This is a genomic window from Lentibacillus juripiscarius, assembly GCF_042685205.1.
Lineage (GTDB): Bacteria > Bacillota > Bacilli > Bacillales > Amphibacillaceae > Lentibacillus > Lentibacillus juripiscarius.
The window spans coordinates 1-14,510 of sequence record NZ_JBHUNA010000022.1 but is presented as its reverse complement, the minus strand read 5'-3'; the positions used below and the strand labels follow the sequence as shown (position 1 = coordinate 14,510).

14 protein-coding genes and 1 tRNA gene are annotated in these 14,510 nt (G+C 43.7%); 9 read left to right on the top strand and 6 right to left on the bottom strand.

The genetic code is table 11. The annotated features are described in order from the left end of the window. Nucleotides 1-13 precede the first annotated feature (13 nt). From ACFSUO_RS10840 to rpoN, 5 genes are all read right to left on the bottom strand, one after another. Nucleotides 14-1,195 carry a phosphoglycerate kinase gene (locus ACFSUO_RS10840; protein WP_382393949.1) on the bottom strand — a complete coding sequence of 394 codons (1,182 nt, stop codon included), beginning with the start codon at nt 1,193-1,195 and terminating at the stop codon, nt 14-16. A 173-nt stretch (nt 1,196-1,368) separates the two neighbouring features. Continuing rightward, complete coding sequence (gap, locus tag ACFSUO_RS10835; protein ID WP_382393947.1) at nt 1,369-2,376, bottom strand: type I glyceraldehyde-3-phosphate dehydrogenase; 1,008 nt, start codon at nt 2,374-2,376, stop codon at nt 1,369-1,371. A 37-nt stretch (nt 2,377-2,413) separates the two neighbouring features. Next, a complete protein-coding gene (locus ACFSUO_RS10830; protein WP_382393945.1) occupies nt 2,414-3,448 on the bottom strand; it encodes a sugar-binding transcriptional regulator in 1,035 nt (344 codons plus the stop codon). Nucleotides 3,449-3,578: 130 nt separating this feature from the next. Beyond that, nucleotides 3,579-3,827: a glutaredoxin family protein gene (locus ACFSUO_RS10825; RefSeq protein WP_382393943.1), complete on the bottom strand. Its 249-nt coding sequence runs from the start codon at nt 3,825-3,827 to the stop codon at nt 3,579-3,581. Between the two features lie 13 nt (nt 3,828-3,840). Beyond that, nucleotides 3,841-5,112 carry an RNA polymerase factor sigma-54 gene (gene rpoN / locus ACFSUO_RS10820; protein ID WP_382393941.1) on the bottom strand — a complete coding sequence of 424 codons (1,272 nt, stop codon included), beginning with the start codon at nt 5,110-5,112 and terminating at the stop codon, nt 3,841-3,843. Between the two features lie 163 nt (nt 5,113-5,275). On the opposite strand from rpoN, the gene ACFSUO_RS10815 reads away from it, so the two are divergent. Beyond that, nucleotides 5,276-5,773: a hypothetical protein gene (locus tag ACFSUO_RS10815; RefSeq protein WP_382393939.1), complete on the top strand. Its 498-nt coding sequence runs from the start codon at nt 5,276-5,278 to the stop codon at nt 5,771-5,773. A gap of 17 nt (nt 5,774-5,790) precedes the next feature. After that, on the top strand, nt 5,791-6,696 hold the full coding sequence (locus ACFSUO_RS10810) for a prenyltransferase (protein WP_382393937.1): 906 nt from the start codon (nt 5,791-5,793) through the stop codon (nt 6,694-6,696). 65 nt (nt 6,697-6,761) lie between these two features. Here the strand turns inward: ACFSUO_RS10810 and ACFSUO_RS10805 are convergent. Beyond that, nucleotides 6,762-6,835, bottom strand: a tRNA-Arg gene (locus ACFSUO_RS10805). 210 nt (nt 6,836-7,045) lie between these two features. Here ACFSUO_RS10805 and ACFSUO_RS10800 point away from each other — a divergent pair. From ACFSUO_RS10800 to ACFSUO_RS10770, 7 genes are all read left to right on the top strand, one after another. After that, nucleotides 7,046-8,047 (top strand): ABC transporter ATP-binding protein, encoded by a 1,002-nt coding sequence (locus tag ACFSUO_RS10800; protein ID WP_382393935.1) that lies wholly within the window; start codon nt 7,046-7,048, stop codon nt 8,045-8,047. Next, nucleotides 8,044-9,024, top strand: a complete 981-nt coding sequence (locus ACFSUO_RS10795) for an ABC transporter ATP-binding protein (RefSeq protein ID WP_382393933.1) — start codon at nt 8,044-8,046, stop codon at nt 9,022-9,024. The genes ACFSUO_RS10800 and ACFSUO_RS10795 overlap by 4 nt, the downstream gene beginning before the upstream one ends. A gap of 90 nt (nt 9,025-9,114) precedes the next feature. Then, nucleotides 9,115-10,761, top strand: a complete 1,647-nt coding sequence (locus ACFSUO_RS10790) for an ABC transporter substrate-binding protein (RefSeq protein ID WP_382393931.1) — start codon at nt 9,115-9,117, stop codon at nt 10,759-10,761. A gap of 107 nt (nt 10,762-10,868) precedes the next feature. After that, nucleotides 10,869-11,873 carry an ABC transporter permease gene (locus tag ACFSUO_RS10785; RefSeq protein ID WP_382393929.1) on the top strand — a complete coding sequence of 335 codons (1,005 nt, stop codon included), beginning with the start codon at nt 10,869-10,871 and terminating at the stop codon, nt 11,871-11,873. A gap of 27 nt (nt 11,874-11,900) precedes the next feature. Then, entirely contained in the window at nt 11,901-12,836 is a 936-nt protein-coding gene (gene nikC, locus ACFSUO_RS10780) for a nickel transporter permease (RefSeq protein WP_382393927.1), read from the top strand. Between the two features lie 83 nt (nt 12,837-12,919). Then, nucleotides 12,920-13,510, top strand: coding sequence for a DUF6305 family protein (locus ACFSUO_RS10775; protein ID WP_382393925.1), 591 nt, complete (start codon nt 12,920-12,922; stop codon nt 13,508-13,510). 51 nt (nt 13,511-13,561) lie between these two features. Continuing rightward, a complete protein-coding gene (locus tag ACFSUO_RS10770) occupies nt 13,562-14,455 on the top strand; it encodes a histidine kinase dimerization/phospho-acceptor domain-containing protein (RefSeq protein ID WP_382393923.1) in 894 nt (297 codons plus the stop codon). Nucleotides 14,456-14,510 lie beyond the last annotated feature (55 nt).

The window sequence follows — 14,510 nt, the reverse complement described above, 5'->3', positions numbered from 1 at the left end:
CACCTCGCAGTATTTATTTATCATCTAACGCTTGTACACCTGGAAGAACTTTTCCTTCCATAAATTCGAGTGATGCTCCGCCACCGGTCGAAACGTGATCCATATCAGTGGCAAAGCCGAATTTTTCTACTGCTGCGGCTGAGTCACCGCCGCCAATTACGGTATAGCCTTCCGTGTTAGCGAGACTTTCTGCAACAGCTTTCGTTCCTCCTGCAAATAGACTATATTCAAACACACCCATTGGTCCGTTCCAAACAACCAATTTCGATTCGCTAATAATGCTGTCATATTTCTTGCGTGTTTCCGGACCAATATCAAGTGCTTCCCAGTCTTCAGGGATGTTTGTTATATCTACAACTTTTGTATTTGCCGTTTCTGAAAAATCATCTGCTACAATGGCATCTTCCGGCATCACAAATCGGACACCTTTCGCTTCGGCTTTTTGCATGAATTCCTTAGCCATATCAAGTTTGTCTTCTTCAAGCAATGACTTCCCGATTTCATAGCCTTGCGCTTTTACAAATGTATAGGCCAGACCACCACCAATAATCAGGTTGTCCACTTTATCGAGCAAATGGTCGATAACATTGATTTTATCCTTCACCTTGGCACCGCCAATAATTGCTGTAAATGGTCGCTCAGGATTTTCCAGTGCTTTCCCCAGTACTTCTATTTCTTTTTCCATCAAAAACCCAGCCGCGGCAGGCAGCTTTTCTGCAACACCTGTTGTTGATGCATGGGCTCGATGGGCTGCACCAAACGCATCGTTCACATACAAATCAGCCATGTTGGCAAAGGCCTCAACTAATTCCGGGTCGTTTTTTTCTTCTCCCGGTTCAAAGCGAACATTCTCAATAAGGATAATATCACCATTGCTGACTTGCGAAAGCGCTTCGTTGATTTCTTTTCCATATACTGCATCCGTTTTAACTATATCTTTTCCAGCCAAGTCACTCAAGCGTTCGGCAACTGGATCAAGCCGTAACTCTTCTGTTACTTCACCTTTAGGGCGGCCAAGATGACTGGCGAGAATCACAATTGCTCCGTTTTCTGCCAAATGCTCAATTGTCGGCAGTGCGGCTCTGATGCGTGTATCATCCGTAACCTCGCCATTCTTCATCGGCACGTTAAAGTCAACGCGGCAAAAGACTTTTTTCCCTTCTACATCAAGATCATGAAGCGTTTTTTTATTCATGCAAAAAACCTCCCACATAGTACGAAATATGTAACCATTAGTGCGTATTTCCTGGTGAAAAAACAGGTTTGAGAAACCGGAGACGACCGGTTTCACAATGTTTACACCTGCTGTGATTGTTCCACCCCTGATCCTCGAAAAAAGGAGGAGGATGCCCCTCCCCCAATTTTGCCTTATAGTCCTTGTTTAGCGATATAGACAGCAAGATCAACACAGCGTGCGGAATAGCCCATCTCATTATCATACCATGATACGACTTTTACCATGTTGTCTTCAAGTGTCATTGTAGACTGCGCATCAAATAGTGATGAATGGGTGTTACCAACAATGTCACTGGAAACAAGCGGTGCTTCTGTATAACCTACGATTCCTTTCAGCTCACCCTCTGCAGCTGCTTTAAAGGCATTGTTCACTTCTTCTTCTGTTACATTTTTATCAAGTTCTGCGACCAAGTCTGTTAAGGAACCATCTGGTGTTGGCACACGCACGGCCATGCCATCCAGCTTGCCATCCAGATCGGGCAGGACTTTGCCGACCACTTTAGCTGCACCTGTTGTTGTCGGAATTACGTTTTGTGCAGCTGCACGAGCCCTCCGGTAGTCTTTATGCGGCAAGTCAAGAATTTGCTGGTCATTCGTATAGGAGTGGACTGTTGTCATTAAGCCGCGTTTCAGGCCAAATTGTTCATGCAATACTTTTGCCAGCGGTGCCAGGCAGTTTGTCGTGCACGATGCATTGGAAACAACGTGGTGCTTAGCCGGATCGTAATCTTCTTCGTTGACACCCATCACCATTGTCAGGTCTTCTTGTTTAGCCGGTGCTGAAATAATCACTTTTTTGGCTCCAGCATCAAGGTGTTTTTTCGCGTCATCACGCTGGGTGAAACGGCCGGTAGATTCAATCACCACATCGACACCGAGGTCCCCCCAGCCAAGATCAGCAGGATCACGTTCGGAAAGTACCTGGATTTCTTTACCGCCAACAACAATATTCGACCCATTTACCGTCACTTCTTCTTCCAGGGTGCCGTGTACAGAATCATATTGCAGCAAGTGTGCAAGCATATTGGCGTCCGTTAAGTCGTTAACAGCAACAACTTCTACCTCATCATTTTTCAACGCCTGACGGAACACATTACGACCAATGCGTCCAAATCCGTTAATACCCATTTTCAGTGCCATCTATAATTCCTCCTAATTTACATTACTTAAATTTATTTTAAAGGGCAGCATTTTCCCTTAAAATCGCTTCAGCAGCAGCCTCATCAGTTATCAGCAAATCACTTCTCCCCTGTTTAAAATAGGAAGTGATCGCTTGAGCCTTTGATTGACCACCGGCCACCGTAATCACGCACTGATTGCGTTCAGATAAATCATGCAAGTGAATGCCGATTGTCCGGACCTTATGAACAATAGCACCAGAAGCGTTGAAGTAATAGCCAAACGCTTCGCTGACAGCCTTTTCTTCTTCCAGTTTCCGAAGTATATCCTCGGATGTCTTGCGGCGTTTAGCCATCGTGATAGCATCGCCAATTCCGTGCAAAACAGCATTTGCATCTTTGATAAGATTCAAAACTTCCGTGACAGCAGGCTCCTTGATCATCGTCCGGTACGAACTTTCACTTAATGGATCCGGAACGTACAGCAAACGATAGTTTCCGTGTGCCTGTCTGGCCATCTTGGCGGCAATTGTATTTGCCTGGCTTTCTTCCTTTTCACCAATACCACCTCTTGCAGGAACGAATAAACAATCTTTTTCCTCACTAAGGGGGGCCATCATATCCGCAACGGCGGCCATTGTGGTTCCACCTGTAACAGCAATCGTTTCGTGTGATGACATATTTTCCTGTAAAAATGAAACGCAGATTTTACCCATTTCTTGTTTTACCCATTCTTGATCGTCGCTATTACCGGGAACAATGGCAACATTAGCTACTTGTAATGTTTCCTTGAGTTGTTTTTCTAAAACACTCAGCCCCATTGCTTCATGCATGAAAGACGCTAACTGGTCAATCACTAATTTTCCCTCTTTTGTCAATTGCATTCCTTTCGATGTCATTCCGATCAGGCCTTGTTTGGACAGAAGGTTTACCTCACCGCGAATATGCCGCTCTGTAAGATTCGTGTTGTCAGCCAGAGCCCGTCTCCCAATCGGCTCAAGGAGTTCAATGTTCTGCAGAATGACATATCGCTGCTGCATGACTTCCAGCAAATCGGGGTATAATTTTTTCTGCAGATCCAATATTCCTTGCATAAAAGACTCCTCCGCTGGTCAAATTAAGTCCCGGACTTTTATTCAGCGTCCCGCAACAACCAAAAAAAGGGGAAAACTTCTGTTCCACTATTATTTTACCACAGATACCGGCTTATACAAACATTTTGAATCAGGCTTTCGTCGTTTTCTTTAATGCCTGCTCCAGTACCTCATAGCTGATTTCCTCACAATGTAATGCTTTGCCCCCTATTTCAACTGCCGGGATGAGAAGCTGATATTCTTCCAGCCATTCATCCCTGGAGTAAATATCCCGAACTTCAATCTCAAATGTATATTCATGCTGCAATATATCAAGCATAGCCTGAACCTGGTCACATAACGGACAATTTTCTTTCGTATAAAATAGAAGATGCTGCAATCTTGACTCCCCTTTATTTCCTTTTCGTTGATGCTGGCAGACCCAACTGTTCCCGATATTTCACGATAGTCCTCCGTGCAGCAGTTATCCTGAATTCCTCCTGCAGACGGTCTTTAATTGCCTGGTCGGACAATGGCTTCCGTTTATCTTCATTTTTTATGAGTTCAGCAATTAATTGTTTGATAACAAACGACGCAGTCTGCTGTCCATCCTTTTGCCTCACGCTTGACTGCAGAAAAAACTTCAGCGGTATAACCCCGTGTTTCGTTTGGACATATTTATTGGCTATTGCCCGGCTGACCGTGGAAATATGCATATCCATTTCCGCCGCAAGGTCCTTTAACGTAAGTGGCTGCAGCATAAAAGCTCCATGGGCGAAATACAGCTGCTGTTTCTTAACGATTGTTTCAATCACAAGTTCCAATGTGTTCCCCCGAAAGTGAATAGCTTGCTTCAGCCAGTTCAGCTGCTGATATTTATCTTTCAAATAATCTGCAGCCTCCTTATCATCCGGCCGGAAACTCTTATACGAATCATTTATTTCAATTGCAGGCGAGTGCCACTTATAAAACTGAATTTTCCATTTGCCATTATCTTCATAAATATATGCTTCCGGGATGATATATTCAGTCTTCTTCGCTGATAAAAGCTGCCCCGGCTTTGGGTGACAGGCCTTGATCTGCTGCACAATCTCATTTGCCTCTGTTTCCGTTATTTGAAAATGGTCACTTATGGCCGTTATATCTTCGTCCGCGAGCCATTCCAGATGGTCTTCCAGCAACTCTTCGGCAACAAATTTTGTCCCTACTAATTGCAGAAGAATGCATTCCTTAAGTGACCTCGCCCCGATACCGGCTGGTTCTAGCGACTGGATCAGTCCGAGGGCTTTTTCCACCTGTGAGCGGCTTATCGAACACTGTTCTGCCCAGGTTTCTAAATCAAGTTCCAAGTAACCATCCTCGTTAAGGGAATCAATGCCAAACAGGACAGCAGGCCGAAGCTTTTCCGGTACATCAATCGTATACAGCTGATTTTTTAGCTGATCATACATCGTTTCTTCTGCTTGATTAATTTCCCCAATTGCTGGCTGTGTTCCTCCAGCTTGTTTGAAGCTCTCGAGCTCATAATCGTAGCTGACATCCTCGATTAACGGATTTTCTTTTGCGATTTCCTGAATGTATTCAACCACTTCCATTCCTGTAAATTGAAGCAGCTGGATAGACTGGATTAGCGACTGATTCATCTTAAGCTGCAGTTTCTGTTCCTGAACTATTTTCGGCCGCATGAAAAGTCCCCCATCCATCCTGATTAATTTCAGTTTGCCACAAAACAGACAAAAACGCACGTTTCCTGTACCCTGATCAGTTAAATTTCGTGATATGTATCACACCACGTCAATCCAATGCGAAATACAATGAAAGTAAATAAACCAAAGTTGGTGATCTATTATGGTCTGGGAGCTGAGGCAGCTGACACTGTTCATTCATATCCTTCTGGCAATTACCTGGGTCGGCGGTGTATTTTTTGTTGGCTGGGGTGTTTTTCCTGCTGTCAGAAACATGACTTTTACCCGGCAAAGAGAATTATTGCTAGCACTTATGCAATGGTCACACAAATTGCTGGCAGCTGCCGGTAGTGGTGTCATTGCAACCGGCTTACTGCTTGGCACTGCTTTTGGCCCAGTCAGTAGCTGGAACTATATTTGGCTTACACAATACGGAAATATCTGGATTACAGCGTTCATTATCGGCAGCCTTACACTGCTCTGGGGGATATTTGTTGGGTTTAGACAGGCGATCAGCGTATGTTCGGATGAGACACTATGGAAGCGGGCAGACACTGGCGACAAAAAACCACTGTTCCAGGCTCTTACCAGAACCGCTATATTTGAATCTGTTGAGGTGGTGGGGTTTATTACGCTTATTGTGCTGATGGTTTCACTATAATGAAGGGAGTTCCCAACATGTTGTACTCTGCTGCAAATCATAAACAAGAAGTATTTTATTACCGTGCGTCATGGCTTCAGCTGTTCCGGCCCTTGACATTGACCGGGACACTCACGCCGATTCTATCCGGAACCGGTATTGCTGCCGTAAAAGGACCTGTTCAGCCGGGTGTATTTCTGGCAATGCTGGTCGCAGCGCTATTCGTACAATCTGCCACAAATCTACTCAATGATTATTACGACTTTCTGCATGGACAAGACAAAATGAAATGGACGGCAGATCACTCGAATGCAAAAGGGCCAACACATACAGCTGTTTTATTTGCCGCCGTCTTCATGCTGAGCGCGTCCATCCTCATTGGTTTCTGGCTCGCCGCCCAAAGTACCTGGTGGATCATTTCGGCCGGTGCTGCCGGCATTCTGTTCGGGTACCTTTATTCAGCAGGGCCCCGTCCCCTCTGCTCCATTGGGCTGGGGGAAACTGTAGCATTTGTCTTTCTTGGACCTGTCGTTACCATAATAAGCTATGTTGTTCAGGGTTATGGACTGAATGTAAGTATCACAGCGGTGTCTTTGACATTTGCCTGGCTAATTGCATCGATGATTCTGACAAATAATATCCGGGATATTGAAAAAGACAGCACATTCCGCCGAACACTAGCTACTATGCTTGGACGTACAAAAGCAGTTCATTTACTTACGGCTCTTCTCACACTCGTATATGTTACTGCAATCTGTTTCATTGCCACCGGTGCCCTGCCTGTTTCATCCATGATTATTCTACTGGCGATACCACTAGCTGTCCGTCTAAGATGGTCCTTACGGAAAAACGCTGCCAGGTCTGATGAATTAGCCGCTATGAAGCTGGCTGCATGGCATCACTGGGCTTTCGGGCTGCTAATGGCACTGGGAATATGGATTTAGCCGGATCAACAAAAAAAGGAGCCTGTATCATGTCGTATATGATACAGGCTCCTTTTGATTTATAGCGCGCCCGGGAGGACTTGAACCCCCGACCCCTGGTACCGGAAACCAGTGCTCTATCCAGCTGAGCTACGAGCGCATGAACAACGAATTGATTCAGACACAATTGATATTATAACGCCACTTGCGATTTTTAACAAGTGTTTTTTTATTATTTACGCTACAAAATTGTTATTTGTTAAATTAAAATTTTTGAGAAAAAAGGGAAAAACACCAATTACGCCAGAGGCGGTTGTATAATATAAGTCAATTCAAAACAATCAAATAATTCCTACAGAGGAGGCTATTCATGACTGATTCAGCATCCCCTCTTCTTAAAGTCCTAGACTTGCGCACTCACTTTTTCACAAAAGCGGGTACTGTCAAAGCGGTTGACGGGGTCAATTTCAGCATCAAACCCGGGGAGACATTGGGTATTGTCGGTGAATCCGGATCAGGCAAAAGTATGATGGCGATGTCGATACTCGGGCTCATCCCCTCTCCACCAGGTAAAATCGTGGGTGGAGAAATAGATTTTAAAGGAGAGAATTTGCTTGAAAAGTCGGCCAAACAAATGCGCAATATCCGCGGCAATGAGATAGGTATGATATTTCAGGACCCCATGACCTCGCTAAACCCTGTCTTTACCGTAGAAAAACAAATGATGGAAACCATTCTGGCACATGAGAAGATATCCAAAAAGCAGGCAAAGGAGCGCATTCTAGAATTGCTTGATTTAGTCGGTATCCCTGAGCCAAAGAAACGCCTAAAAAGCTATCCGCATGAATTCAGCGGCGGCATGCGGCAGCGAGTGATGATCGCCATGGCTCTTTCTTGCAATCCGTCACTGTTAATTGCTGACGAACCGACAACAGCACTCGATGTAACCATTCAGGCTCAAATTCTGGAGTTATTCAAACGTATGCAAAAAGAAATGAACATGGCTATCATCATGATCACACATGACCTTGGTGTTGTTGCTGAAGTCTGTGACCGTGTCATGGTTATGTACGGGGGGAAACCAGCAGAATTCTCGGAAACAACCAATCTGTTCGATAATGGTAAACACCCATACACACACGGACTCATGAATTCCATACCCAAAATAACACCAGACAAACAGAAGCTGGAGGCAATCGAAGGTGTCCCACCTGATTTGCATTCATTACCGGCAGGATGCAGTTTCGCACCAAGGTGCAAACATGTCATGGAAGAATGTATGACAACCGACCCTGAACTGAATAAAATAGGGGATCAGCATTACGTCCGCTGCCTGCTTTATGAACAATCCAAAAAGGCGGTGGAAACATGAATACATTATTAGAAGTCAGCAACATTAAAAAACATTTCCCGCTGAAAAATAAGCAGCTGTTTTCCAGCGAAAAACCAGTTTTAAAAGCGGTCGACGGCATTTCCTTCTCCGTCCAAAAAGGAGAAACTCTTGGCCTTGTTGGTGAAAGCGGGTGTGGCAAATCAACTGCAGGCCGAGTCATTCTGAAACTGTTGGAAGCTTCCAGCGGTAACATTTATTTTAAAGGCGAAAATATTACTCAATTCAAAGGTGAACAAATGCGCAAACTCCGCAAAGAAATGCAGGTTATCTTTCAGGACCCATACGCTTCTCTCAACCCGCGGAAAACCATTGCGCAAACCATAATGGAGCCGATGAAAATTTTTCAAGTGCCTAAAGATGAACAGAATCAGCGATTGGAGCGTCTGCTGGATGTGGTCGGTCTGCAGTCCTACCATAAGTACCGCTATCCGCATGAATTTAGTGGTGGTCAGCGTCAGCGAATCGGTATCGCCAGAGCACTTGCTCTTGATCCAGAGCTGGTCATATGCGATGAGCCTGTTTCAGCATTGGATGTGTCTATACAGGCCCAAGTGATTAATTTAATGGAAGATTTGCAGCAGGAGTTCAATCTTACTTACATTTTTATCGCCCATGACCTGAGCGTTGTCCACCACATCAGTGACCGTGTCGCCGTCATGTACCTCGGTGAATTGGTGGAAATTGGCAATGTCCGTGATGTTTACCAGGATCCAAAGCACCCATATACACAGGCACTGTTATCCGCTGTTCCCGAAGCAGACCCCTACCATGAAAAACAGCGGGTCATACTAAAGGGGGATTTGCCTTCACCTGCCACCCCCCCGCAAGGATGCAAATTTCATACACGCTGCCCGTTTGCTGAAGAAATTTGCCACACTGAAAAACCAGTGATGAAACAAGTTTCCCCAGACGGACAAATGGCGGCCTGTCACTTTGCCAAGGAGGTGGTTGGATAAGCTGAACATTCCATTTAGAGAAGATGACCATAAAGAATAGGAACCATAACTGCCATAACTGATTTTTCATTTTTCAAAGGGGGACTTATTTTGAAGAAACGTCATTACATGCTGCTGTTTTCACTGCTTTTTACTGTAGTATTTTTCCTGGCTGCCTGCACAGAAGATGCCGGCAGCGGATCAAGCGACGGAGCTTCTGATGACACGTCGAATGAAGAGGGTACTGAAGAAGGTGCCAGAAGTGACGACGGTGAAAAGACACTTGTATTCGGACGTGGAAATGATTCACTTCAGCTGGACCCATCCAAAGTTACAGACGGTGAATCCATTTATGTTACTAATCAGATTTTTGACCCCTTAGTCAGATACAAAGAAGAAAGCACAGAAGTCAAGCCTGCATTAGCAACCGAATGGGATACCAGTGATGACGGATTGGTTTGGACTTTCCAATTAAGGGATGATGTAACTTTTCATGATGGTACGGATTTTACTGCCGAAGATGTTGTATATAACTTCGAGCGATGGACGACTTCCGGAGACTTTTCCTACTATGCCTACATGTTTGGTTCTACCGAAGAGGATATGGGGGGGATTATTGAAAAGGTAGAGGCAACGGATGATTATGAAGTTCAATTCACACTATCAGAACCAAATGCCCCCTTTCTTCAAACATTAGCCATGCCGCCATTCGGCATTGCAAGTCCTGAAGCAATTGAAGAATATGGAGAAGACTTTTTTAAGAACCCGGTTGGTACCGGACCGTTTATCTTTGAAGAATGGGTTGCAGATGACAGAATCACACTTACCAGAAACGATGATTATTTTGGAGAAACAGCCAAGGTGGACAAAGTAATCTTCCGTACGATTCCTGATAATGGGGCAAGATTTCTGGAGTTGCAGGCTGGGTCAATTGATATGATGAAAGGTCTTAACCCACAAGATATCCAAACTGCCGAAGATGATGACAGCCTCCAGGTTATTCGCAGACCTTCCATGAATGTTAGCTATATGGCTTTCAATACAAGTAAGGAAGGTCCAATGTCCGAAAAACTTGTCCGTCAGGCTATAAATCTAGCCATTGATAAAGAAGAATTGATGACCTTGTATGAAGGAATTGGAAAGCCTGCTAAGAACCCTCTTCCACCTTCATTATGGGGGTATAATGATAATATTGAAGATTATGGATATGACGTAGAACAAGCAAAAAAATTACTCGCCGAAGCTGGGTACGCAGATGGTTTTGAGGTAACATTGCACACATTTGCTAACCCAAGGCCATATATGCCGCAGCCTAAAGTCACAGCGCAGGCAATTCAGGAAATGCTAAAAGACGTAAATATCAATGTAGATGTAATTGTTAATGACTGGGACACACATACGTCAGGAGAGGACACAAGTTACGACATGAAATTTTTAGGCTGGACCGGGGATAATGGTGATCCTGATAACTTTCTGTATGTCCTGCTGGATAAAGATAACGCCAATGCTTCTGCAGGAAATGTCGCTCTTTATAAGAGCGATGAGGTGCATGATCTATTAAAAGCAGCACAAACGGAAATGGACCAGGACAAACGTATAGAATATTATATGGAAGCACAGGAGATTATCCATGAAGATGCACCATGGTTCCCGATCGCACACACTACCCCGCCAATTGGTGCTAATAAAAATGTAGAAAACTATGTACCACATCCAACAGGTACTGAACCATTTAACTTGCTTGACATTAACAAATAAAAAACTATTCCAAGCCGGAAATAACATTTCAGGAGTCAGCATCAGCAAAACCCTTTTGCTCACCTGTCTCCTGAGGTTATTCTCCGGATTAATGGAGGATATCCAAAATGCTAAAATACATTTTTAAAAGGTTAATAATGATAATCCCTGTGCTCATTGGCGTCTCCATACTGACTTTTTCCCTGATTCATTTAATTCCTGGAGACCCAGCAAAAAGTATGCTGGGGACAAAAGCTACGGAAACACAGCTTGAACTATTACGAGAGGAATTAGGTTTGAATGACCCTTATGTCGTTCAGTATGGAAATTTTTTAGGAAAAATACTACAAGGTGATCTGGGTGAATCTATCCAGTCCAATGAGTCTATCGCTTATGAACTTCTGCAAAAACTTCCCGCAACAATTGAACTGACTGTTTTTGCAATGATTTTAGCCATTGTTATTGGTGTTGTTGCCGGTGTTATTGCGGCTGTCAAACAATATTCATGGTTTGATAATATTAGTATGACAGGTGCACTATTCGGAGTCTCCATGCCCATATTTTGGCTTGGATTAATGATGATTTTAGTCTTTTCCGTTCAGCTCCAGCTGCTGCCTCCATCAGGAAGATTATCATCAAGCGTTGAACTTGAAACAGTAACCAATTTTTATTTATTGGACAGTATATTGACATGGAATTGGATCGCTTTTAAAGATGCTTTCTTTCATTTACTAATGCCCGGCTTGGCGCTTGGAACTATACCAATGGCAATCATAGCCCGTATGACACGTTCAAGCATGCTCGAAATCATGCGGCAGGATTATATACGAACTGCACATGCTAAAGGATTGAGGAAACAACTCATCGTATTCCGGCATGCGCTGAAGAATGCATTTCTGCCCGTCTTAACTGTCATAGGCCTGCAATTCGGCTTCTTGCTTGGTGGTGCTGTGCTTACTGAGTCCATATTCTCATGGCCAGGAGTAGGTCGATACGTTTATTTGTCCGTTTTAGGCCGTGACTACCCAGTAGTTCAAAGCACTATATTAATAATAGCTACTATTTTTGTTTTTGTTAACTTGATAACAGACCTTCTTTACAAATACTTCGATCCCAGAATTCGTTATGAATAAGCAAATACACTTTGCTATATTCCAATTATGAGGAGAGGGTGTGAACTATTGTCACTTCAGCCGAACCCTATACCAGAACCGGACTATCCTGAAAACGAAGATACCAAACATGCAAAGGCAAGAAGAAAAATTTGGACGGAATCTATCCTCCGTATCATGAAAAGTAAAACATCGCTGATAGGATTTTGTATAATACTTATTTTAATCATTACAGCATTATTTGCTCCATTTATCGCAACCCATAGTCCAACTGAACAATCAATTATTAATCAATATCAGGAACCATCATCTGAACACTTACTTGGCACTGACGCACTTGGGCGGGATATTTTCAGCAGAATTGTTTATGGGACGCGTATATCTATACAAATAGGGGTTATAGCAGTCGGTATCTCGATGATTATCGGAGTGCTTTTAGGTGCTGTGGCTGGTTACTTCGGAAAATGGATTGACCAGGTCATTATGCGTTTTATTGATATTTTATTGGCTTTTCCCAGTATTCTGCTGGCAATTGCTCTCGTAGCCGTACTGGGGCCAAGTTTAAAAAATGCCATGATAGCAATCGGCATTATAGGCATACCACAATTTGCAAGAATTGTCCGCTCTGCTGTACTGTCTGTTAAAGAGACGGAATATATTGAAGCGGCTAGGGCAATAGGTGCTAAGCATGGTAGAACGCTTATTCAGCATGTGCTACCTAACTGTACGGCCCCAATTATCGTACAGGCAACGCTCAGCATCGGAACAGCTATTCTGGATGCTGCCGGTCTCAGTTTTCTGGGTCTTGGTGCACAGCCTCCCAAGCCGGAATGGGGAGCAATGCTGAGTGATGGACGTGCCGCTTTGCAGAACGCGCCATGGGTTATCACATTTCCGGGACTGGCAATATTTTTCGTTGTGATCGGATTCAACCTTTTTGGCGACGGGCTGCGTGATGCATTAGATCCAAAATTAAAAGAATAATTGCCATATTGCAAAATTGTAGTGTATGATAAAGGTAAAGCAATTGCTTTGCCTTTTTTCAACTTTAGGGGGAAGGATACATAATGCAAAAACATGTACCCACACTCATCTGTTTCTGTCTTGCTCTGGTATTTTCCTTTGTATCGTACAGCACAGCCCAATCCGAACACTTTAACACGTACCCAAATCTTCCTGCTCCTATCGCTGAGGAAAAAATCCTGATTACTTCAGCCGGACAAGCAGCTGAGAACATCATTCTATTAAGCGTTGCCGAAAAGCTTAACCTTGAGGCAGATTACAGACCAAGAGCACTTGGCACCGATCTGTACGATTATAACAGTGTTGTTATCATGCTCGGTTCGAGTGCCAATGGCCTGTCACATACAGGGCGGTCTTTTCAAGAAGAACTTAGCCGGGTATCATCACTGATTCAGGAAGCAGATGCAGCCGATTTGCCAGTAATCCTTATAAATGTATCCGCCCCTCTCCGTCATCATGTGCAGACAAGGGAACTGTTTGAACAAATTGCGCCGTCAACCGACTATTTTATTGGACTGCGATCAATAAGGAACGCAGAATTTTATATCCAGACCCTGCGCAATCATTCGGTCCCCGTCACCCTTATTACTCGGCTGGATGACATTCATACACCTTTTAACGCCATATTTCGCTGACAAAGGACTGGTGCTCACATGGCTCATGCCAGAAAAAGATTAATAACCGGTATGATAGGTCTGGTACTGGTAGGGTATGGAACTGCCCTCCCCTCCCTGTATGAGAACTGGTCTGGTTTTATTATTGACCATCTGCATGACAGCATTGTTAAGGGTGACAGCGGGCTGTTGCTGATAACGACGTTTGTATTTATTGCTAGGTACATCATTATCTTTTTCTTCCAATATTTTGGTGCCATGCTTATCAGCCATGCAATCGCCAGATTTCCGGATTCCATGATTTTTTCAGTATCATTTATCGGTTGTATAGTGCTGGCGGCTGCAGCATTCAACCTAATCCATTATGAGCATTTTTCATACACCGGACATCTGCTGACAGCTGGAATTGTCACCTTGCTTCAGCTGTATATCCCAAAACAGAAACATTATTATGTTATTTTCTCCATTATTTCGGTTCTTGTGCTCATTGCCATTCTCTGGCTGCACCTGATCCCAGCACTTACACCATTCGGACTTGGAAAGAACGATTTTGCTGCCAGCATTAAAAGGGCGGATCAATTCCTTACAGGTAGCAGTCTATTAAACACCATTGCCGCCATCTTCTTTAGCGTCTTCCTTACCATCGCTGTTATCTTTACACTTTTAATTTATCTGGTAAACAAACAGGCAGAAACCATGAAAAAATATTACATACAGGAAGAAGAACTAAAAGAAACGCAGAGCGCACTGATGGAATCAAAGGTCTACCAAGAAATCGGCATGCTGGTCCACGATTTAAAAACACCACTTGTAACAATCGAAGGGCTTATTTCGTTGATTGATCTTCGGGTAAAAAAAGAAAATGGAATCATGCAGGACTATTGCACACAAATGAATAATTCTATCGATAAAATGAAAGACATGATATCCGAAATACTTTATGAAAATACGAAAGGTTCATTGTAAAATGAAATGCAACAGCTAAATAAATAGAAAGCCATCGTGAAACCACGTATAATTA

Bases quoted from the DNA above. Each gene is read 5' to 3' on its own strand.
- ACFSUO_RS10840 (WP_382393949.1), bottom strand. From the start codon at position 1,195: ATGAATAAAAAAACGCTTCATGATCTTGATGTAGAAGGGAAAAAAGTC.
- gap (WP_382393947.1), bottom strand. From the start codon at position 2,376: ATGGCACTGAAAATGGGTATTAACGGATTTGGACGCATTGGTCGTAAT.
- ACFSUO_RS10830 (WP_382393945.1), bottom strand. From the start codon at position 3,448: ATGCAAGGAATATTGGATCTGCAGAAAAAATTATACCCCGATTTGCTG.
- rpoN (WP_382393941.1), bottom strand. From the start codon at position 5,112: ATGCGGCCGAAAATAGTTCAGGAACAGAAACTGCAGCTTAAGATGAAT.
- ACFSUO_RS10815 (WP_382393939.1), top strand. From the start codon at position 5,276: ATGGTCTGGGAGCTGAGGCAGCTGACACTGTTCATTCATATCCTTCTG.
- ACFSUO_RS10810 (WP_382393937.1), top strand. From the start codon at position 5,791: ATGTTGTACTCTGCTGCAAATCATAAACAAGAAGTATTTTATTACCGT.
- ACFSUO_RS10800 (WP_382393935.1), top strand. From the start codon at position 7,046: ATGACTGATTCAGCATCCCCTCTTCTTAAAGTCCTAGACTTGCGCACT.
- ACFSUO_RS10795 (WP_382393933.1), top strand. From the start codon at position 8,044: ATGAATACATTATTAGAAGTCAGCAACATTAAAAAACATTTCCCGCTG.
- ACFSUO_RS10785 (WP_382393929.1), top strand. From the start codon at position 10,869: ATGCTAAAATACATTTTTAAAAGGTTAATAATGATAATCCCTGTGCTC.
- nikC (WP_382393927.1), top strand. From the start codon at position 11,901: ATGAGGAGAGGGTGTGAACTATTGTCACTTCAGCCGAACCCTATACCA.
- ACFSUO_RS10775 (WP_382393925.1), top strand. From the start codon at position 12,920: ATGCAAAAACATGTACCCACACTCATCTGTTTCTGTCTTGCTCTGGTA.
- ACFSUO_RS10770 (WP_382393923.1), top strand. From the start codon at position 13,562: ATGATAGGTCTGGTACTGGTAGGGTATGGAACTGCCCTCCCCTCCCTG.